We start from the raw sequence: 21,490 nt of genomic DNA, 5'->3' as shown, positions 1-21,490 counted from the left end.
TAAAACAACACATAACACCTCAAAGCCTGATGAAAAAAACACAAGAGTTAAGCAGTTTTTTTTATAGTCAATATTTCGCCGAAGGCATTCGCATCACGCTAGGAACTATCATTCCTGTGATAGTTTGTGCATTTATGGGCGAATTCTTGATGGGTACGTTTATTTCTTTGGGTGCATTAATTGTTGGTTTATCAGACACACCTGGGGCACCGCGACACCGTAAGTGGGGCATGTTTTATTGTACGATTATCGCTATTATAACAATCTTCTCGACTGCTCTCGCAAATGATTACATCTATCTAATGACAGCAGTAATTGCCGTATTCTCATTTGTTTTATCTATGCTTTCGGTTTTCAACACAAGAGCCGCAACCATTGGTATGATGGGTATATTGATAATGCTTATTAATATCGATGCCCAATTTTCATTTGAAAAAGAATTGACTTATCTGGGGCTATTTATAATCGGAGCATTATGGTATATGTTAATTAGCTTTTCGCTAATGCGTGTTAAACCATACAGATTAGCTCAACAAGAGTTATCGGAGACGGTAGTGCAAGTTGCTGATTATTTACGATTGAAAGCTAATTTTTATGATTTAAGAAAAGATGCTGAAGAGAATTATTTAAAACTTATTGAAAAACAAATCGGTGTAAACGAACACCAAGAAAATACACGAGATATTTTATTTCAAAGTAAAAGATCGATAAAGGACACAACAAAGGAAGGTCGCTATTTAACTTTGATATTTAATGAAATGGTCGATCTATTCGAACAAAGCATGACCACTCATTACGATTACAATGAAATCCGCAACAAGTATGCTGAATCGGGAATTCTCACGGAGATAAAAAATATCATAAATAATATCGCACATGAATTAGATAATTTCGCTTACAAACTACATGCGGACAAACGTCCTAAATCACGTTATGATTTTGAAAAGGAGATAGAACATTTACGCCTACGTATCGAAGCATACGATGAAGCAAATAATGTGAATTCTATTCCACTCAAAAAAATTGTAATCAATATCCGTACAATTACAAAACACCTTCAAAATATTTTCAAATACGCAGTTTTTGAATCTGGAGATGTCGCAAAAGAAGAAATTCAACAATCTAATAAATTTGTCAACAGAGATATATTGAATTGGCAAAATTTCAAAGACAACTTGAGTTTACAATCCAGTGTATGTAGGCATGCGCTACGAATGGCTATTGTATTGGCAGGTACATATTTCCTTTTCAATATTTTTAATTATTCGAGTTTCACTACGTATTGGATTCTATTAACGATACTGGTCATCCTCAAGCCTGGATTTGGACTTACCAAGGAAAGGAATTTACAAAGACTTCTTGGTACTATAATCGGTGGTATAATTGGCGGTATTATTTTGATTACTGTACCGGATGTTACTATTCGTTTCGCCATACTTATTGTATTTTTCCTCATTGCCTACAGTCTATTCCGTGTGAATTACATTATGGCGGTCATTTTTATGACGCCTTATGTACTTATTATGTTAAGTTTTACGGGAGTGAATACCTTAGAACTGGCAAAAGAAAGAATTATAGACACCTTTATTGGAGGATCTATTGCCTTTATTTCAAGTTATGTTATTTTCCCAAACTGGGAAAGTTTTCAAATTCGAAAAAATATGTACAGTTTACTTGCGGCAAATTACAATTATTTGGCGCAAGCTATTCAACTTCTTTCCGACAAAAAAATATCCATTATTGATTATAAACTTGCACGTAAAGAAGTGTACATCGCATCTGCAAATATGGGTTCAACTTTCCAAAGGCTTCTTACAGAACCCAAATGGCGCCAGAAAAACACAAAGGATGTCAACAGATTTGTGATATTAAATCATATTTTTTCATCCTACACCGCAACATTGTTGACACAAATTTACAATACAGATTACAAGTATTACACCAATGAGCATGTGAAGCTATTACTGAAATCACTAAATCATTTAGAAAATGCAATTGAAGAGATAGCTTTACCAGAAGATAAAAAAATCGACTATGTTAAATCAATAGAGAAAAATCATTCGGAGCTTACTAACGAAGACACTATATTAATTACCGAACAATTGCAATTTTTGGCTAAAATTTCTGGAGATTTGCAAAAAAATGTATCTACATTAGCTTCCAAAGAGATTTAATGATGAATAGTACAATTTACGATGTTATTATTATTGGTGCTGGGCCTATTGGAATTGCCTGCGGAATCGCTGCAAAAAACAATAATTTATCACATTTAATCATCGAAAAAGGCTGTCTAGTCAATTCTCTATACAATTACCCGATAAACATGACTTTTTTCTCCTCTTCTGAGCGATTGGAGATTGAAGAAATTCCATTTGTCACGACTAATCCTAAACCGAAAAGAGCAGAAGCATTAGAATATTACCGTCGTGTCCACGACAAATATCATTTGAATGCACACCTTTTCGAAGAAGTTCTTACTTGTACTAAAGTTGATGGACTATTCGAAATACATACGAGCAAAGGCACATATCAAGCAAAAAATGTAATCGTTGCAACAGGCTTTTACGATATACCGATGTACTTGAATATTCCTGGTGAAGATTTACCAAAAGTTTCACATTATTATAATGACCCACACTACTATGCAGGACAGCATGTCGTGGTCGTTGGGGCAAGCAATTCATCAATTGATGCAGCTCTAGAAACTTACCGCAAAGGCGCAAAAGTATCTTTGGTTGTCCGTGGAACCGATATAAGTCATCGTGTTAAGTATTGGGTGAGACCAGATATTTTAAACAGAATTGAAGAAGGCGCAATCGATGTTTATTTCCAAAGTCAATTGACAGAAATACGAGAAAGAGAAGTCGTCATCCGTACATTAAATGGCGATAAAACTATCCGGAATGATTTTGTACTAGCACTTACAGGTTATCGACCTAATTTCGAATTACTCAAAAAATTCAATATCAATATACCTGATGTGGACGCGAGGATTCCAGAGCATAATCCCATGACGATGGAAACGAATATAGAAGGTCTTTATCTAGCCGGTGTAGTTTGTGGTGGATTAAATACGCACCTATGGTTTATTGAAAATTCGCGTATACACGCCAAAATGATAGTAAACTCAATATTAGCTAAAGGTTAAGCTTTCAATCCTTGAACAAAAATCGCAGCTAATTTTTTCTGCATTTCTAAGATTTCATCAAACTCACTTTTGTCTGGAATAAAGTCATTTTTAAAGTCCTTCAGCACAGACATTCGCATACCCAAAGTGCTAAAAATAAATATTCTTGCTGTTTCTTCCGCATCAATTGCTTTCAGTTCTTTGGAATCTATTCCACGTTGAAATACCATTTCTATTGCTTTACGTTGACTTTCAAAAGAGTCAATAATTAATTTGTCGAGTTCTGCAGGTAATTCTTTTCGCATCAAAATTGTGTATTCCATTAAGTAGAAATATTTCTTCTTAAAATCCATATTGATGTCCAATACCGTATTAATGCCTTCCAAGACAGTAGAAGTTGCAGCTATTCTGTCTCCCACAAGCAATTGACAATCTTGCATAACATGCTCAAGAACAGCAGCATAAAGACTATTTTTGTCAGGAAAATAATAATACAACAATGCCTTCGAAAAAGATAAGTCTTTTGCAATCTCTGCCATCGTCGTCTTCGCCATTCCGTAATGCGCAAAACGTCGTTTAGCCGTTTCTAAAATTCTCACTCTTTTCTCGTCTGCATTATTAGCCATATTCCAACAATTTTTTTTGGTATTCATTCGCTTGTGCTATCTTTACGGCGAATTAAATGAACTAAATATACTACTTTAATTCATCATTAGCGAGCAAAAAGTCAAATTCGAGAAGCGTGGAAATTCAGAAAAACATTTATTTAAGAGATTACAATACATTTGCCGTGCAAGCTGTAGCATCACAGTTTGTCGATATTCAGGATGAAAGGCAACTTGTTGACTTATATAATTCTGGTATTTTCAAAAATAGATTTTTTGTGCTAGGTGGTGGAAGTAATGTCTTGTTCACTACGGATTTTGAAGGCACAATAATTAAAATCTCAAGTAAAGGAATTCAGCATTTTATTGAAGGTTCAAATATCTATATCACCGCAGCTGGTGGTGAAGTGTGGAATGATTTGATTTGGTATGCTGTCGATCATGATTTTCCAGGAATGGAAAATATGGCTTTAATTCCTGGAACTGTCGGCGCCTCTCCTATCCAAAATATTGGAGCCTATGGCGCTGAGCTCATGGACATCATGTATACTTGTCGTGCTTTTGATACCTTGACCGGAGAATTTAAGACTTTTAATAACAAGGAATGTGGCTTTTCTTACCGTGACAGTATTTTCAAATCAAAATACCGCGGTCGTTATATTATTGTTTCGGTAACTTATAAGCTTAATCTACATACCAAAAGAAATACCTCGTATGGAGCGATCGAAACTGAACTTGCTAAACGAGGAATCCTAAACCCGACTATTAAAGATATTGCTGAAGTTGTTTCTCATATTCGTGTCGAAAAATTGCCCGACCCAAGTACGATAGGAAACGCAGGAAGTTTCTTTAAAAATCCCATTATAAGCAATACCCAATTAGAGGCATTAAAACATTCTCACCCCAACATTGTTAATTATCCAATAGATGAGGAAACAAGTAAAGTCGCAGCGGGCTGGTTAATAGAGCATTGCGGATGGAAAGGCAAAGAAATTGGTGAAGTTGCTATTTGGAAAAATCAAGCCTTGGTAATTACGAATAAAGGAAACGCTACAGGAAATGAAATATATCAGGTTTCACAACAGATCATTGATAGCGTTTTTGATATATTCGATATAAAACTGGAAAGAGAAGTAAATATCCTCTAAGAAAGTTTTCCACATTTCTTAAAAACTTTTTATTATAGCGTTCCAAAAATCGCTATTTAAAATGCCTCTAGGCTATTTTTTAAATTTTTTATTTAATATTAACAAATATTTAATATCTAGCAATAAATTTCTAGCACAGTGTTTGTATAGTTTAAAATGTAACCGTGGTACACGATGTAACATATTGAATACTACTATTTTTTAATTACAAACCTCAAAGGCTATGAAAAGAACAGAGTTTAATACGCTAGTAATCGAACATTCAGATTCATTGAGATCTTATGCAAGAAATTTTACAAGAGATCATGATGATGCTAATGATTTGGTTCAAGATACGTTGCTAAAAGCTGTGACGTATTTCAAAAACTTTAGAGACGGAACTAATCTAAAAGGATGGTTGTACACTATAATGAAGAATACGTTTATAAATAATTATAGACGCATTACCAAATCCAACAGTTTCATTACCAAAGAAGAAGAAATTTCACCAGTAAATTTGGTTCATTCGGCGACTAAAAATCAGGGAGAAAATAAATTTGTATTGGAAGATATAAATTCGGCTCTTTCTGCACTAGCTGAAGATTACTACACACCATTCACGATGTATTTTGAAGGATACAAATACCATGAAATTTCCGAGCACTTAAATATTCCTATTGGAACAGTTAAGACTCGTATCCATGTGGCAAGAAAAGCGATGAAAAAAACACTCTCTACATACAAATACTAATTTGTTTGGTAGTTTTGTAGCATGAGTGATCAAGACTTGACCGTATATACAAAATCGCAGCTAGCTTTACGCAATGGACAAGACAGACCTGAAATTTGGGTTGGATTTAAAGGATATATTTACGATGTATCAGAAAGTAGACTTTGGAAAAAGGGAATGCATTATGAACATTGGGCAGGACAAGATCTGACCGAAGAACTGCAAGATGCACCACATACCGAAACGGTTTTCCTGACTTTGACACTGGGTCACCCAAATCAATGACTTATATTTTCATCTAGTAATGATGCAATTTTTTGTTGCAATGGTGTTATCAATAAAGTTTTATTTAGCGTTTTATTCTTATTTGGTAACCTTATTTTAATGGTTGTAATTGTTTTCGCTATTTCTATAACCTTGTCAACGCTAAGGTCAATTTTTTTTACTTTAATTATTCTTTCTAACTCTTTATATACTTTGTAAGCTACAAAACATATAGCTACATGTGCTTCAATTCTTCTGGGTGTAAAATGAAACATCGGTCGTAATTCGATTGTTCCTTTAGTTACTCGAAAAGCACGTTCTATAACCCATAATCCACAATATTGTTCATAAACCTCAGTAGCGGGGAGATCTGTATTGGTAATATAACTTTTTAGTCCATCCCATTTTTCATCTTCCTTAATCTTCTCTTCGTTAATTTTGACATTTATATCATTTGATAGTTCTAAGAATTTATTGTAGCCTTTTTTATTAACATGGTCTTTGGTTAGTTTGCCTCTACCAAACTCCTTTTTTAGCCTATTTATACCTTTTTCTCTATTATAATGATCTTTTTTTGCTCGCTTTTCCGAATATCCTATAATTATTCGATGATTATTTACTGTGCGCTCGTGAAATACACCTTCTTTTCTCTCTAATGATAATATCCATTCCTTCTCCTTATCCGATACACTTTTTATCCGCCCTCCTAAGATATATTTATAACCAGATGCTTCCAGAAGAGTTAAATTTCGCTTGTTCAATAAACCTGAGTCGGCAACAATAACAAAATCATCTAAATTGTTCTTGCGAATGAAATCATCCACAATGGGAATCATAGTTCTTCCTTCGTATTGTGATCCATTAAAAATCGAATAAGAAAGTGGATAACCATCTCGGCTTACTAATAACCCCAATACTATCTGGGGTTGTGCATGTTTTCCGTCCTTCGAAAATCCCTTTTCTCTTAAATCATCTCCATGATCTGTTTCGAAATATAATGTTGTAACATCATAAAACAGTAAACCGATACTTCCACCTAATATTTTGCGTGTATGTTCTACACTAATTCTTTGAATTTCATCTTCTCTGCTATTATATAGCTTATCCATATATCTATATATCTTTTGATAATGGATTGTGATACTCCCATTTAGTTGGACAACTATTTTCAAACTTAATATATAATCTTCAATTTTTGACTGCACTTGTTGATATTTTTCCTTTTTCAAATCCCCTCCCCAAAGGGATCGAGGGTGTTTGAAAAAGAGGAAAATATTTCATTTATCACCGGCTCAATTTATTGCACTAGCCTTTTACGAGGCCTTTTTTGCAGCATAGAGACTATCTGGAGTCTCATTGTTAATGGAATCATGACGTCGCACCGTGTTATAGAATTGTATATATTCTTTCACTTTCTGATAAAGATCCATCCCTCCATTGGGTGGATTTAGATAGATTTTCTCTCTTTTGAGTGAGCCCCAGAATCTTTCGATATATACATTGTCCAGTGCACGGCCTTTGCCATCCATCGAGATCTGAACTTCAGCATCCTGTAGTGCTTTAACAAAGATACTGGAAGTAAACTGGGAACCCTGATCCGTGTTAAATATTTCTGGCTTTCCATGCGCTGCAATCGTATCAAGCATGATATCTCTGCACCACTCGGCATTCATCGTATTAGAAACTCCCCAGCCCATGATCTTGCGGCTGTAAACGTCGATGATGGCAAACATGTACATAAAACCCCGGAACATGGGGATATAGGTGATGTCAGCCTGCCAAACCTGATTTATTCGTTCTATCTCGAGATTCCTCAGTAGATATGGAAACTTATAATCGGCTTTGTTCGCCCAGCTCAGGTTCTTCTTGGGATATATCGTCTTTAGGTTCATGAGCTTATACAGCCTGCGCACCCGTTTGGAGCTTACCAAATGTCCCAGGTCCTTACGCAGGTGGACTCGCATACGCTCTACGCCGTAAAAAGGACAATCCAGAAACTTGCGGTCTATAGCCTTCATCAATTGCTGGTTGAAGATAGATTCCCCTTTGGGCTTGAAATAATAACTACTATGTGGCAATCCAATCACCTTGCATTGCTGGTGCACACTCATATTCCTGTAGGAAGGGCAAATAAGCCCACGTTTCTCTGATGTGCTCATTTGCCCAAGACTTTTTTTAGGAAATCAACCTGTATCTGTAGCTCTCCGATCTTGGAGTATAATTCTTTCTCCTTGGAGTCATCTTTCCAGGAGGGCTTCTCGGACGTAAACGCAGCTTCTGCATTATCTAGAAATTCCCGCTTCCAAGTATTGATCTGGCTCGCCTGAACTTCGTATTTGGAGGCCAACTCGTGAATGGTTTCCCGTTCCTTAATCGCTTCGATAGCTACTTTAGCCTTGAAGCTTGCACTAAACTTTCTTCGTGATTGTTTCATTTCAAACTGCTAATTTAAACATTTATGCAGTTGTCCAGTATTTGGGGAGTATCATAGATATCCTCATCAAAATGAGCCTTTAAATAAGCTACTGTGCCTGATTTGCTTAAGGGCTGGCTTAATCGAGCTGTAACTAGATGCTTTAAAATGTCGTCGCCTAAATCATTAAAACCGATTGAATTATACACTTTTTCCAAGAGAAGTTGAGTGCCATTGATAAGTACACTTTCGATGTTTGATAAGAAATCATTGACTGCATTCTCTTCTAACTCATCAATATTCGATTGGTCAAATAAATCAATTTCTCCTTTATAGCGTTTAATCCATTGTTTTCCTTTTTGAAATAGTAATTCAACTTCATCAGAATCGCTACTACTACCAATAGTTTTTACTAAATGAGATTTCCCATTACGTTTTTCTAAAATTTGAACGCTGATTACACCACTTGCATTATTTTTTTTACGAACAAACATTATACAATATATAATATTTGCAGCTGGGTCACCCAAAAATCAACAATAAATATTATAAAACCTTATTTTTCAATGAATTAAGAAAATACATAATTAAATGTGTCAAAGTCAGGAGCACTTAAATATTCCTATTGGAACAGTTAAGACTCGTATCCATGTGGCAAGAAAAGCGATGAAAAAAACACTCTCTACATACAAATACTAATTTGTTTGGTAGTTTTGTAGCATGAGTGATCAAGACTTGACCGTATATACAAAATCGCAGCTAGCTTTACGCAATGGACAAGACAGACCTGAAATTTGGGTTGGATTTAAAGGATATATTTACGATGTATCAGAAAGTAGACTTTGGAAAAAGGGAATGCATTATGAACATTGGGCAGGACAAGATCTGACCGAAGAACTGCAAGATGCACCACATACCGAAACGGTTTTTGATAAATTCAAAAAAATAGGGAGAATAGTATAACTATCCTCCCTATTTCATGTATACTGAACACAGATTAACCAATATCAAATTTAGATAATGCTACAAATTGTTGTAAACGTGAAGTGATTTCTTCTTGTGATAAATCCTCTAAACGTGCTGTTCCAAATTTCTCTACACAAAAAGATGCCATTGCCGATCCATAAATAATCGCATTTTTCATATTTGTAAAATTGATTGATTTAACTTTCGCTAAATAACCAATAAATCCACCTGCAAAAGTATCTCCTGCACCAGTAGGATCAAATACATCAGCCAAAGGCAATGCTGGAGCAGAGAAAATTTGGCCTTCGCCAAATAATAAAGCACCGTGCTCACCTTTTTTAATAATTAAGTATTTTGGACCCATTGACAAGATTTTTTCTGAGGCTTTCACCAATGAATATTCCCCAGATAATTGACGTGCTTCTTCATCATTTATCGTCAACACATCAACCTTTTTCAAGACTTTTTTCAAATCCTCTAGCGCTACATCCATCCAAAAATTCATTGTATCAAGCACAACTAACTTTGGCTTATTTTCCAATCGCTCTAACGTATCCAACTGCACTTGTGGTGTCAGGTTACCCAACAATAAATACTCGCAATCTTGGTAAGATGTTGGAATTTTAGGATCAAAATCCGCTAAAACATTTAATTCTGTGATTAATGTATCGCGTGAATTCATATCATTGTGATATTTACCTGACCAAAAGAAAGATTTACCACCAGTTACCACCTCTACACCTTCAACATCAATCCCTTTGGATGTAATGATATCAATATTTTTACCAAAATCATCACCAATAACACTCACCAACTTCACATTGTCATAAAGATAAGATGCTGATAAACCAGCGAAAGTTGCAGCACCACCTATAACCTTATCTGTCTTTCCGAAAGGTGTCTCAATAGCATCGATTGCTACTGTACCTACAATAACTAAACTCATTTAAATTAAGATGAATAGTGTAAACAAAAAAACCGGCAATTAAGCCGGTTTAATTAATGCTCCTGAAGCTGGGCTCGAACCAGCGACCCTCTGATTAACAGTCAGATGCTCTAACCAACTGAGCTATTCAGGAATCATATTAGTAGGTTTCCCTGCCAACGGCACAAAGATAATACATCTATCTAATGATTCAAAAAGAATTTTCAATTTTCTAGTGATCATTATTATAGAAACCTACAAATAATGTAGCATGTTAATTCACTTCTATTTCTGCTTTAGATTTGTCATAACTTTCATTATGTACACTTGCCACTGCACGACCAGAAGGATCATTCAAGTTTTGGAATGATGCATCCCACAACAACGCTTCAGGAGTACTACATGCTACAGATTTCACCGAAGGCACAGTTTTAGCAGCTGCTTCAGATGGGAAATGTGATTCAAAAATTGTACGGTAATAATATTCTTCTTTGTTCTTTGGAGTGTTGATTGGGAATCTTGAGGCAGCTCCTGCAAATTCAGCATCCGATACTTTATTCTCTGCCTGTTCTTTTAACGTATCAATCCAGCTATAGCCTACTCCATCCGAAAACTGTTCTTTTTGACGCCAAGCAATACTTTCTGGTAAGTAATCTTCAAAAGCTTTACGTACAACCCATTTTTCCATACGACCGTTACCAATCATTTTGTCAGCAGGATTCAAACGCATTGCAACATCCATAAATTCTTTATCCAAGAATGGAACACGACCTTCAACACCCCAAGCTGCTAAAGACTTATTTGCACGCAAACAGTCGTATAAATACAACTTTTTCAATTTACGAACAGTTTCTTCGTGGAATTCTTGTGGATTTGGTGCTTTGTGAAAATACAAATACCCACCGAATAACTCATCCGAACCTTCACCTGATAATACCATTTTGATACCCATTGATTTGATGACACGCGACAACAAATACATAGGTGTAGACGCACGTATAGTCGTCACATCATATGTTTCTAAATGATAGATTACATCACGAATCGCATCTAATCCCTCCTGAATAGTGAAGTTGACCTCATGGTGAATTGTACCAATATGATCAGCCGCTTTCTGCGCTGCGATTAAATCTGGAGCACCTTTAAGACCTACAGCGAATGAATGCAGCTGTGGATACCAAGCCTCTTCCTGATCGCCTGATTCAATACGTTTGGAAGCAAATTTCTTTGTGACAGCAGCTATTACGGACGAATCCAAGCCACCAGACAACAATACGCCATAAGGCACATCTGACATCAATTGACGGTGTACAGCGGCCTCTAAAGCATCACGCAATTCATCTATGCTTGTTTCGTTATCTTTTACTGAATCGTATGTTTCCCACTCACGTGAATACCATTTTTGTGGCTCTAAACTTTCTTTGCTGTAAATATAATGTCCCGGAGGAAATTGTTCAATCGTTGTACAAAAACCTTCTAACGATTTCAATTCAGAAGAAACAAAAAACTGTCCTGCATCATCGCGACCATAGTATAATGGAATGATCCCCATATGATCACGCGCTACAAAAAATGAATCTTCTCTTGAATCGTATAATGCAAATCCAAATATACCGTTCAAATCTTCAACGAAACGTGGACCTTTTTCCAAATACAAAGCTAATACAACTTCTGAGTCAGATTGTGTCGCGAAATTATAATGAGGTAATGAATTACGTAATTCTTGGTGGTTATAGATCTCGCCGTTCACTGCTAGCACCACTTTTCCGTCAGGACTATATAAAGGTTGACTACCAGATTTTGGATCAACAATTGCTAAACGCTCATGCGCCAGAATTGCTTTTGACGAACTAAAAATACCAGACCAGTCTGGTCCACGGTGACGAATACGCTTTGACATTTCTAACACCTGGGGTCTTATCTTAGACTCCTCTTGCACTAATTCAAATGCTCCAATAATACCACACATAATTTATATTTTTTCTTTGAGTTATTTCTTAATATTTAACAACACAAAATAACTGCTTTAAAAACAAAAATCATAACATTTTTACATTTTTATTGAAATTTTAACATTTAATAGATGTTTTTTATGAAATTAAAATAATACTATTAGATTTAAGCTATGAAATATGAAAATTTAAAAATTTAACCTACAAAAAAGGCGTCAATTTTATTTGACGCCTTGTTGTAATATTTTTTTAAAGCTTAGTGGTGACCATGAGCTTCTTCTTTACCACCGATTTGAGTATACACTTCTGTTACTGCCTCTAACTGTTCTTTAGCGAATGCTTGAGCATCGACATCTGTATTACGGGATAAGCGTTTTAACTTATCTTTTATTGTAGCCAATTCATGTTGTGCATGATGTACGTAATCAAAATGGTCATGTGCTGCCGTAGCAGTAGAATCCATAGTTGTAGAATCTGATGCTGCATGACCTTGTGGAATTCCTTTGATTGGGAAATCAACTTGCTTAGCAGTAGCTAAAGAATCCAAAGCAGGTAATAATTGCGTATAAAAAGCTTTCACTTTTGACGCAGCCTCTACTGATTTAGCATCTCCTGACTTTTCAGCATATTCTGCAAATTTAACGCCATCTAAAGCAGTCTCACCAATAATTTGAAAGTATGCAAATGCATCACCATCTACTAAAGATGTATGTGTGTATTTCAACTGATTTTCTTTTGCAGTATCATGTACACATGAAGTCATCAATGAACCTGCACAAATAGCCGCAACTAATAAAGTATTAAATTTCATGTTTATTCAATTTATCGAACACAAAAGTATAAAATATATGACAAACTTCTTAAAAGTTTCAGAATTAGTATTATGCTAAATTCCTCCCTGCATTCACCACACCATATATGGTACGACCAATTATCTTTCTATAAATTTCTTGTTGCTCCTCATTTAAATTATTTCCATCAATAGCTCGGATCGCATAATGTTGAATAATTAAAAGCGGCAACACAATCTTTTCTCGCTCCAAAATGGAAGCTCTTTCCACAGGATAATTTTGCATCAACATTTCTGAATTACTCAGTTTCAACAAATATGCTTTTGTTTTTTTGTATTCCTCATGCAACATTGTCCAAAATTCACCAAACTCTTTATCATCTTTCATGTATGCCGTAATGTCAAAATTCGATTTTGTCATAGACATCATACAGTTGTCAATTAACGTGTTGAAGAATCCAGATGTTTGATACAAATTACGAACATAAGACCACATATTATTTTCTTCAGCCCATTCCAACGCACTTCCTACTCCGAAGAAACCAGGAATATTTTGTTTTAGCTGACTCCAAGAAGTCACGAATGAAATTGCGCGTAAATCTTGTAATCTTAACTCTTTGTCCGAATTACGTTTCACCGGCCTACTGCTGATATTGATAGAGGACAACGCTTTTAATGGACTTAATTTTTCCAAATATTTCAAAAACTGTGGATGATTGCGCAACGTCATAAATTTACGATGACTCTCTGCCGCCATATCATCAATCACACTTTTTTGTTTCTCGGTAAGCGTATCACTACTATTTTGTTTGATTTCAGAAATCAATCCTGCATGTAATAATTGCTCTATATTATATTGTGCTGTATCTAACGAACCATATTGACTACTAATCGTTTGTCCTTGAATGGTTAATTGAATGTGTTTGTTTTCAATTTCACCACCCATCGCAGCATAAAAACGTTGAGTCTTACCTCCACCACGTGCTGGAGGACCACCACGACCATCGAAGAACACTAAATCAACATCATATTCACGTGCCAAAGCAGTTAATTCAATTTTAGCTTTGTAAATAGACCAGTTTGCCATCAAATAACCACCATCTTTGGTACTATCAGAGAAACCCAACATGATACTTTGTTTATTTCCTCGTTTTTTAAGATGTGTAGCGTATGCTTTATTGGTGTATAAAGCCTTCATCACACTACGCGCTCTTGACAAGTCATCTACTGTCTCGAATAAAGGAACGAAGTCGATTGTCAACGTATCTTTTTTCCATCCTTGCCACAAGAATAATTGCATCAACCCAAGAATATCAGAAGCTTGTTGGCAGTTTGAAATAATAAAACGCTGTGCTGCACGTTCGCTACCCGATGCTTGAATATCTTTCAGCAAACGAATCACGCCTAATGTATCTTGAACTAATGGATCTGCTTCGCTCGATAACTCAAGATCTTCTTCATTAAACTTGAAAGCTTTTTGTTTGTCTGCCTCTGAGGCGTTTAAATCTTCTGATTTTAAACCTGTTTTAGCATCAAAATTCTCAACTAAATAGCTTACTGTATTTCTCAAAATCGAACTATCCTGACGAATATCTAATGTGGTGAAAAAACAGCCAAATGTATTCACTTTGCGAATCAAATCTTCGACAAGTTCTACGAATAAACCATTATGGTAATTATTCAAGACATCTTTGATATTATTTAGATTCTCTAATATTCTATTCGTTTCATCGACTGGATTTTCAACAGGATTAAAGCTGTTATTGTACAATAATTCTTGCAAATTATCCAAATACTGCTCTACTCCTCGGAACGTAATTCTTCTTTTGACAACTCTAAAATCACGATAATAGCATCTAAAAAGTATAGTACGCAACATTGTCGCAACTTTCCTGGTGCTTTCTACCGTCACGTTAGGGTTTCCATCTCGATCCCCTCCTGGCCAAAAACCCAATTCTATTAATTGCTTCACTTCGTCAGAAGATAGCTCCAACTCATTATCAATCTTGGATTGAATACTCGAAGTAACTTTATAAAAAACATTTTCCAAATACCAAGCTAAACTTGCTGCCTCATCAACAGGAGTTGGTTTTTGCTTTTTAATAAATGGTGTTTTACCCAGTTGTTGCAATAGCAAATTGATATTTGGTATATCATTATTTTTAATTGCTTCAATCAAGTCATTGATTATACCTAACACTTCACCAGGATAAAATTGAGTTGGATGCGCAGTCAACACCAAACGCACTGAAAAATCTTTCAATTTCTCTGCTATACGTTTCTTTAACTTCGGATCCATTTGCGCCAATTTGAAAAGCGAATCCAAACCCGCTGTTTCATCCGTTTTACCTAATGCCTGAAAAGAAGAATCTTCAATCGCATCAAATAATACAACTTGTCTTTCAATATATTGGACTATACGAAACAATAAATCAATACGATCATTCTCTTGTACGTACTGCTCATATTGACCAAAAAAACTATCAATAATATGTTCGGGTGCAAGATGTTGCTCCACACCTTTTTCACAGTGTGCCGCAAAAAATGGCAACAATGTACCTGTATGCTTTACTCTTTGAAATGGAAGTGTTAAAAATAAACTTTTAAATAGATCGAATCTCGTTAAAACCTCATTTTCAAATACGACTTGCTTTTGACTTAATTTCATTATGACTGTTTTAATATCTTGGTGTAGGTATAATTTATACTATTTAGCTCCAAATGTATATAAAATTTATATTTTTTAAAGCTTTTTTTTACGAAAATAAAATTAAAACACAAGTTTTAATGTAAAATTATAATAATCTAGAAACAAGAAAGCAACCTTTAAAAGGTTGCTTTCTTATTCGGATTTCTTAGCGTCATCTTTATTTCGCGAACCCGTTTTACCCGGCCGCTTCTTTCCATAAGAACCCATTATAATTTTTCCACGCGTTGTCTTTTTATCTCCTTTTCCCATAGTAAAATTGAATTAGTGATTATAAACTGATTACTTATTCAACTAATTTAAAAATATTCACCCACAAAACAAATAAAGCCTAGATAAATTCTAGGCTTTATAAAAATATTTGTAAATAAACTAATATTATCCTCTACTATTGTAGTTCGGCGCTTCTTTAGTTATTTGAATGTTGTGAGGATGAGATTCTCTCAAACCCGCACCTGTAATACGTACAAATTGTGCTTCTTTTAGCTTTTCGATGCTTGCGGCACCGCAGTAGCCCATCGATGCTCTCAAACCACCAATGTATTGGTAAACTACCTCAGCTAAAGTGCCTTTATATGGCACTCGACCTACAATTCCTTCAGGAACTAATTTCTTAATATCAGCCTCTACATCTTGGAAATAACGATCCTTTGAACCTTTTTCCATCGCTTCTACAGATCCCATACCACGGTACGATTTGAATTTACGACCTTCTAATAAGATCGTTTCACCTGGAGCTTCTTCCACCCCAGCGAACAACGAACCAGCCATAATTGTATCTGCTCCTGCCGCAATCGCTTTCGCAATATCACCAGTTTGTTTGATACCACCGTCAGCAATCAATGGAACACCTGTCCCTTTTAAAGCTTTAGCTACCTCATATACTGCATATAATTGTGGAACACCTACACCAGCGATAATACGTGTAGTACAGATAGAACCAGGACCAATCCCCACTTTAACACCATCTGCCCCTGCATCAGCTAATGCCTTTGCTGCAACTCCAGTAGCAATATTACCAACGATTACTTGTAAATTTGGAAATTTTGATTTTACTTCTTTTAATTTATTTATTACCCCTAACGAATGTCCATGAGCCGTATCTATGGTAACCACATCAACGCCTGCTGCTACTAAAGCTGTCACACGATCTATAGTGTCCGCAGTCACGCCAACCGCTGCGCCTACTAATAAACGACCATGCTCATCCTTAGCTGCATTAGGATAATGTTTGTATTTTTGAATATCCTTGAAAGTTATCAACCCCTTCAATACGTTATTCTCATCGACTACAGGTAATTTCTCAATTTTATGATTTTGCAAAATTTCTTCTGCTTTAACTAAATCTGTACCAATTGGAGCAACAACTAAATTATCTTTAGTCATCAATTCCTTGATCGCTCTTGACATATCTTTTTGGAAGCGCAGGTCACGATTGGTAACAATCCCAACCAAACGACCTTCAGCATCAATCACTGGGATACCACCAATCTTATGCTCCTTCATGATACTAAAAGCATCACCAACGGTTGCGTTTTCCAATAATGTAACTGGATCTTGAATCATACCGCTTTCTGAGCGCTTAACTTTACGTACTTCAGCCGCTTGTTGCTCAATAGTCATATTTTTATGCAACATACCGATTCCGCCAGCTTGCGCAATCGCAATAGCCAAATCAGATTCAGTTACAGTATCCATTGCAGCAGACACTAAAGGAATATTTAATTTGATTTTGCGCGTAAGATAAGTACTAGTATCTACGTCTCTAGGTAATATTTCTGAATAAGCTGGTATTAATAATACGTCGTCATAAGTAAGACCTTCAGCTACGAATTTTTGTGGATCTAATTGCATGGCAAATACCTTTCTTGGGTTTTCTATTTGCCAGACAAAGATACAAAATTATTTTATAATTGCTAATATATTATATACCACGCATCCTAATTAACAAAAAAATAATATTCAAATGACATGCTCGTGTTTATTCCATTTCAAAATGGATTTAATAGCTTAAAAATACCCAATTCTAAAATATTCTTATTAAGCAAATAAGAATACATCGACTGAAGAATATTTGGCAACATATTTGCTTATTCTCAATAAAAATAACACGAACTCAGGATTAACCTTAGGTTCTTTCTAAAAACAAAAGTTATAGATTATGAAAAAACTATTTTTACCCCTAATCGCAATTGTTGCATTAACTGTAGGAGCTAACGAAGCTAAAGCACAGACACCTTTCAAGTCAGCATTAGGTGTTGTATTTGATGGAAATGATGGCTCGAACGTTGGAGTTCAGTTTAAAACAGCTTTACAAGGTCCTCAAGCACTTCAATTACAAGCAGCATTTAATAATAAATGGGTTTCATTAGGTGCAGATTGGCAATACGAAAGACCTATTAATGGTGCTGAAGGTCTTCACTGGTATGCTGGTGTCGGAGCACAAGTTGGTTTTTGGTCAGGTGACGGAGATGGTCACACATTAATCGGTCTTCGTCCGCAAGTAGGTCTAGAATATAAAATCCCTACAATCCCGATCGCATTGCATTTAGATTATAAACCATATTTAGGTTTAAATCACGATACTGGATTCCATGGCGATGGATTTACATTTGGTGTTAAATATGTTTTAAGATAATAAAACATTTATTTAAAAGGGAATCCTAGGATTCCCTTTTATAATTTTTTTCTCTTTTTCTCTTTTGATAACTATATAGCCCTTACATAGTTAATCTTATATTTCAATTATTCTCTTTCTCTATTTTTTTTATACCTTTGCGAATCTTGGTAAATATTTTTATCATTACATCGTAATAAAAACATAAACTATATCAAATTAATAGACGATTAAGAAAATGCAGAGCAAAGGGCTGATTAAATTTTTGGTAGCCGTACTGACAGTAGCCTGTCTTTATGCGTTATCATTTACATTTGTAACTAGGAAAGTAGAGCGTGATGCACAAGCATACGCTGGTGGAGATATCACCAAAGAAAAAGCATATTTAGATTCTATCGCTGGTGAAGTAGTATATAATTTAGGCGTAGCTAAATTTACCTACAGAGAATGTAAAGCACAAGAGTTGCCACTAGGTCTAGACCTAAAGGGTGGTATGAACGTAACAATGGAAATTTCATTGGATGAGTTGATTCGTAACTTAGCGAATAACACTAAAGATGAAAAATTCAATACAGCGTTAAACACTGCAATTCAAAAGAGCAAATCATCAAACAAATCAGTTGTTGATTTATTTATCGATGAATATAAAGCAACAGGTGCTTCTGCATCATTAGCTTCATTTTTCGCAACTAAAGATAATTCAACATTTATCAACAATAGCAGCTCAGAAGCTGACGTTAAGAAATTCTTACAAGTTGAAGCTGATAACGCAATCCAAAACTCATTTAAAGTATTGCGTACACGTATTGATAAATTTGGTGTTGCATCTCCAAACATTCAAATTCAACAAGGTACTAACCGTATTTTAATTGAATTACCGGGTGTTAACGATGCGGATCGTGTGCGTAAATTATTACAAGGTTCTGCAAAATTAGAATTCTTCGAAACTTACAATAATGTAGAAGTTCACGGTGTTTTGAATAGTATCAACACTACATTAGCGACTTCTTTAAAATCGACAGACAAGGAAGTAGCGAAAACAGATTCTACAGTAGCTGACACTACGAAAAAAGAAAAACTATTAGCTAACCTTGGAGGCAATAAATCTGCATCATCTGATTCATCAGCAGCTCTTGCAAATTTAACAGCACAAAATCCACTATTCAGTGTATTATACCCTGCTGTATACCAAGGACCAACAGGACAACCAGAATTAATTCCTGGACCACTTGTAGGGTCAGCAGCTTTAAAAGATACAGCTAAGGTTAATGCATATTTTGCTAGACCTGAAGTTAAAGCATTGATTCCTGCTAACCTTAAATTACTTTGGGCTGTAAAACCAGAATCTAATGCTGAATCATTATCATTATATGCTATCAAAGTTGGTGCAGGTGAGACAGGTTCTGTATTATCTGGCGATGTTATTACTGATGCTAGAGATGAATTTGACCCACAAACAAATTCTCCTGTAGTAAGTATGAAAATGAATTCATACGGTGCTAAAGAATGGCGTAGAGTAACTGCTAAAGCAGCACAAAAGAAAGAGGCTATTGCAATTGTACTAGATAATGTAGTATACTCAGCCCCTACTGTACAAACTGAAATCGCAGGCGGTAATTCTTCTATTTCTGGAAACTTCACTATTGAAGACACTAAAGATTTAGCAAACGTATTGAAGTCTGGTCGTCTACCGACTACGGCGAAAATCGTAGAAGAAGCAATCGTAGGTCCTTCATTGGGTCAAGCAGCTATTGACGCAGGTCTTAACTCATCTCTTATTGCTGTAGTTGTTGTAATGTTATTTATGGTTGCTTATTACAACCGTGCGGGATGGGCTGCTAACATTGCCGTTATTTTCAACGTATTCTTCTTGATGGGTATTTTGGCTTCGCTGAATGCTGTATTGACTTTACCAGGTATTGCGGGTATCGTATTGACAATGGGTACTGCAGTAGATGCTAACGTACTTATATACGAGCGTATTCGTGAAGAAATCCGTAATGGCAAAAACATTAAGCAAGCTATAGAAGAAGGTTACAAGCACGCGATGTCTTCCATCTTAGACTCACAAATTACTACGTTTTTAGTTGGTGTTGTATTATTCTTCTTTGGATCTGGACCTATCTTAGGTTTTGCTACAACATTAATGGTTGGTATTATTACATCATTATTCACTTCAATCTTTATTTCTCGCTTGATTTTCGAATTCATGTTGACAAGAGAAATGAAAGTAAGCGTTTCTTACCCTTGGTCAGCTAACACTTTACTTGGTGCTAATTATCAGTTTATTAAAAAACGTAAAGTTTATTACATCATATCTTTAGTAGCAGTAGCTATTTCATTGATATCTATATTCACAAAGGGATTCTCGTTAGGGGTAGATTTTCAAGGTGGACGTACATATACTGTTCGTTATGATCAAAATGTTAACTTAGAAGATGTTCGTAAGAACTTAGATGAGGTATTTCAATCTTCTACAGAGGTTAAAACTTTTGGTAGCTCGAATCAAGTACGTGTAACGACTACTTACCATATCGAAGAGACTTCAGATGAAGCGGATGCGGAAGTATTAGCGAAACTAAACTCTGGATTATCTAAAGTATCTGGTAATAACTACGAAATCCTTTCTTCACAGAAAGTAGGTCCTTCGATTGCATCAGATATTACAGAAAGAGCAGGATGGTCAGCGGTTATTGCTATTTTAATTATCGCTGTATACATCTTAGTTCGTTTCCACAAATGGCAATATTCAGCAGGAGCTGCTATCGCGACAATACATGATGGTTTGATCTTGTTAGGATTGTTCTCTATTCTTGACGGTATCGTTCCATTCTCATTGGATATTGATCAACACTTTGTAGCGGCATTCCTTACGGTACTGGGTTACTCTGTGAATGATACAGTGGTTGTGTTTGACCGTATCCGTGAAGATATCAACAAATCCGCTGGCTTACACAAAAGCTTTGGTGAAGTTATCAATAACGCGATTAACACTACTTTAAGCCGTACGATTATCACATCATTAACACTTATTTTCGTGTTAGTTGTATTATTTATTTTTGGTGGTGAAGTTATCCGAGGATTTGCATTTGCTATCTTAGTTGGTATCGTTGTAGGTACATACTCATCTATTATGTTGGCAGCGCCATCTGTATATGATTTAGGTAAAAACAACGCTAATATTGCTAAACCAAGAACAGCAGAAGCTAAAGTTGTAACTCCGTAATTAGGAGATTCTATAAACGAAAACGGGCTATCCAAAAGGTA

General features: G+C 35.6%; 17 protein-coding genes, 1 tRNA gene and 3 pseudogenes. 9 read left to right on the top strand and 12 right to left on the bottom strand.

The window, feature by feature from the left end; genetic code table 11:
* Positions 1-29: 29 nt before the first annotated feature.
* Positions 30-2,174 (top strand): FUSC family protein, encoded by a 2,145-nt coding sequence (locus tag FLS47_RS11095; RefSeq protein ID WP_149914433.1) that lies wholly within the window; start codon positions 30-32, stop codon positions 2,172-2,174.
* Positions 2,174-3,148, top strand: coding sequence for a YpdA family putative bacillithiol disulfide reductase (locus FLS47_RS11090; RefSeq protein ID WP_223225241.1), 975 nt, complete (start codon positions 2,174-2,176; stop codon positions 3,146-3,148). Before FLS47_RS11095 ends, FLS47_RS11090 begins: the two co-directional genes overlap by 1 nt.
* Here the strand turns inward: FLS47_RS11090 and FLS47_RS11085 are convergent.
* Positions 3,145-3,753, bottom strand: coding sequence for a TetR/AcrR family transcriptional regulator (locus tag FLS47_RS11085; protein ID WP_149914432.1), 609 nt, complete (start codon positions 3,751-3,753; stop codon positions 3,145-3,147). The two genes, FLS47_RS11090 and FLS47_RS11085, sit on opposite strands and share 4 nt — an antisense overlap.
* A 116-nt stretch (positions 3,754-3,869) precedes the next feature.
* Here FLS47_RS11085 and murB point away from each other — a divergent pair, with 116 nt between their 5' ends.
* From murB to FLS47_RS11070, 3 genes are all read left to right on the top strand, one after another.
* Entirely contained in the window at positions 3,870-4,880 is a 1,011-nt protein-coding gene (gene murB, locus FLS47_RS11080) for a UDP-N-acetylmuramate dehydrogenase (protein WP_149914431.1), read from the top strand.
* A gap of 223 nt (positions 4,881-5,103) precedes the next feature.
* A complete protein-coding gene (locus tag FLS47_RS11075; RefSeq protein WP_149914430.1) occupies positions 5,104-5,610 on the top strand; it encodes an RNA polymerase sigma factor in 507 nt (168 codons plus the stop codon).
* A 21-nt stretch (positions 5,611-5,631) separates the two neighbouring features.
* Entirely contained in the window at positions 5,632-5,874 is a 243-nt protein-coding gene (locus tag FLS47_RS11070; RefSeq protein ID WP_149914429.1) for a cytochrome b5 domain-containing protein, read from the top strand.
* On the opposite strand, the pseudogene FLS47_RS11065 reads toward FLS47_RS11070, so the two are convergent.
* The 4 genes and pseudogenes from FLS47_RS11065 to FLS47_RS11050 all read right to left on the bottom strand — a co-directional run.
* Positions 5,868-6,989, bottom strand: a pseudogene (locus tag FLS47_RS11065) (IS1634 family transposase); the annotation flags it as partial. The gene FLS47_RS11070 and the pseudogene FLS47_RS11065 overlap by 7 nt on opposite strands.
* Before the next feature lie 177 nt (positions 6,990-7,166).
* Entirely contained in the window at positions 7,167-8,012 is an 846-nt protein-coding gene (locus tag FLS47_RS11060) for an IS3 family transposase (RefSeq protein WP_149914427.1), read from the bottom strand.
* Positions 8,009-8,287 carry a transposase gene (locus FLS47_RS11055; protein WP_149914426.1) on the bottom strand — a complete coding sequence of 93 codons (279 nt, stop codon included), beginning with the start codon at positions 8,285-8,287 and terminating at the stop codon, positions 8,009-8,011. Before FLS47_RS11055 ends, FLS47_RS11060 begins: the two co-directional genes overlap by 4 nt.
* A gap of 53 nt (positions 8,288-8,340) precedes the next feature.
* Positions 8,341-8,760, bottom strand: a pseudogene (locus FLS47_RS11050) (IS1634 family transposase); the annotation flags it as partial.
* A gap of 112 nt (positions 8,761-8,872) precedes the next feature.
* Between FLS47_RS11050 and FLS47_RS18550 the strand changes: the two are divergent.
* Together FLS47_RS18550 and FLS47_RS11040 are read left to right on the top strand one after the other, a co-directional pair.
* Positions 8,873-8,965 (top strand): annotated as a pseudogene (locus tag FLS47_RS18550) (RNA polymerase sigma factor); the annotation flags it as partial.
* 21 nt (positions 8,966-8,986) lie between these two features.
* A complete protein-coding gene (locus FLS47_RS11040) occupies positions 8,987-9,229 on the top strand; it encodes a cytochrome b5 domain-containing protein (RefSeq protein WP_149914424.1) in 243 nt (80 codons plus the stop codon).
* Positions 9,230-9,263: 34 nt separating this feature from the next.
* On the opposite strand, the gene FLS47_RS11035 is transcribed toward FLS47_RS11040, so the two are convergent.
* The 7 genes from FLS47_RS11035 to guaB form a co-directional block, all read right to left on the bottom strand.
* Complete coding sequence (locus FLS47_RS11035; RefSeq protein WP_149914423.1) at positions 9,264-10,178, bottom strand: PfkB family carbohydrate kinase; 915 nt, start codon at positions 10,176-10,178, stop codon at positions 9,264-9,266.
* 59 nt (positions 10,179-10,237) lie between these two features.
* Positions 10,238-10,311: transfer RNA gene (locus FLS47_RS11030), tRNA-Asn, on the bottom strand.
* 120 nt (positions 10,312-10,431) lie between these two features.
* A complete protein-coding gene (gene asnB, locus FLS47_RS11025; protein ID WP_149914422.1) occupies positions 10,432-12,126 on the bottom strand; it encodes an asparagine synthase B in 1,695 nt (564 codons plus the stop codon).
* 239 nt (positions 12,127-12,365) lie between these two features.
* Positions 12,366-12,920 (bottom strand): hypothetical protein, encoded by a 555-nt coding sequence (locus tag FLS47_RS11020; protein WP_149914421.1) that lies wholly within the window; start codon positions 12,918-12,920, stop codon positions 12,366-12,368.
* Between the two features lie 70 nt (positions 12,921-12,990).
* A complete protein-coding gene (locus tag FLS47_RS11015; RefSeq protein WP_149914420.1) occupies positions 12,991-15,567 on the bottom strand; it encodes a phosphoenolpyruvate carboxylase in 2,577 nt (858 codons plus the stop codon).
* 174 nt (positions 15,568-15,741) lie between these two features.
* Positions 15,742-15,858, bottom strand: coding sequence for a 30S ribosomal protein THX (locus FLS47_RS11010; protein WP_149914419.1), 117 nt, complete (start codon positions 15,856-15,858; stop codon positions 15,742-15,744).
* Between the two features lie 126 nt (positions 15,859-15,984).
* Positions 15,985-17,460, bottom strand: a complete 1,476-nt coding sequence (gene guaB / locus FLS47_RS11005) for an IMP dehydrogenase (protein WP_149914418.1) — start codon at positions 17,458-17,460, stop codon at positions 15,985-15,987.
* A gap of 307 nt (positions 17,461-17,767) precedes the next feature.
* Here guaB and FLS47_RS11000 point away from each other — a divergent pair, with 307 nt between their 5' ends.
* Both FLS47_RS11000 and secDF read left to right on the top strand, forming a co-directional pair.
* A complete protein-coding gene (locus tag FLS47_RS11000) occupies positions 17,768-18,244 on the top strand; it encodes a hypothetical protein (RefSeq protein ID WP_149914417.1) in 477 nt (158 codons plus the stop codon).
* Between the two features lie 217 nt (positions 18,245-18,461).
* Positions 18,462-21,449: a protein translocase subunit SecDF gene (gene secDF / locus FLS47_RS10995; protein ID WP_149914416.1), complete on the top strand. Its 2,988-nt coding sequence runs from the start codon at positions 18,462-18,464 to the stop codon at positions 21,447-21,449.
* Positions 21,450-21,490 lie beyond the last annotated feature (41 nt).

It is taken from the genome of Sphingobacterium cavernae, assembly GCF_008520265.1.
GTDB classification, from domain to species: domain Bacteria; phylum Bacteroidota; class Bacteroidia; order Sphingobacteriales; family Sphingobacteriaceae; genus Sphingobacterium; species Sphingobacterium cavernae.
Note: the sequence above shows the minus strand (reverse complement) of the source record. Positions and strands in the feature narration are given on the sequence as shown.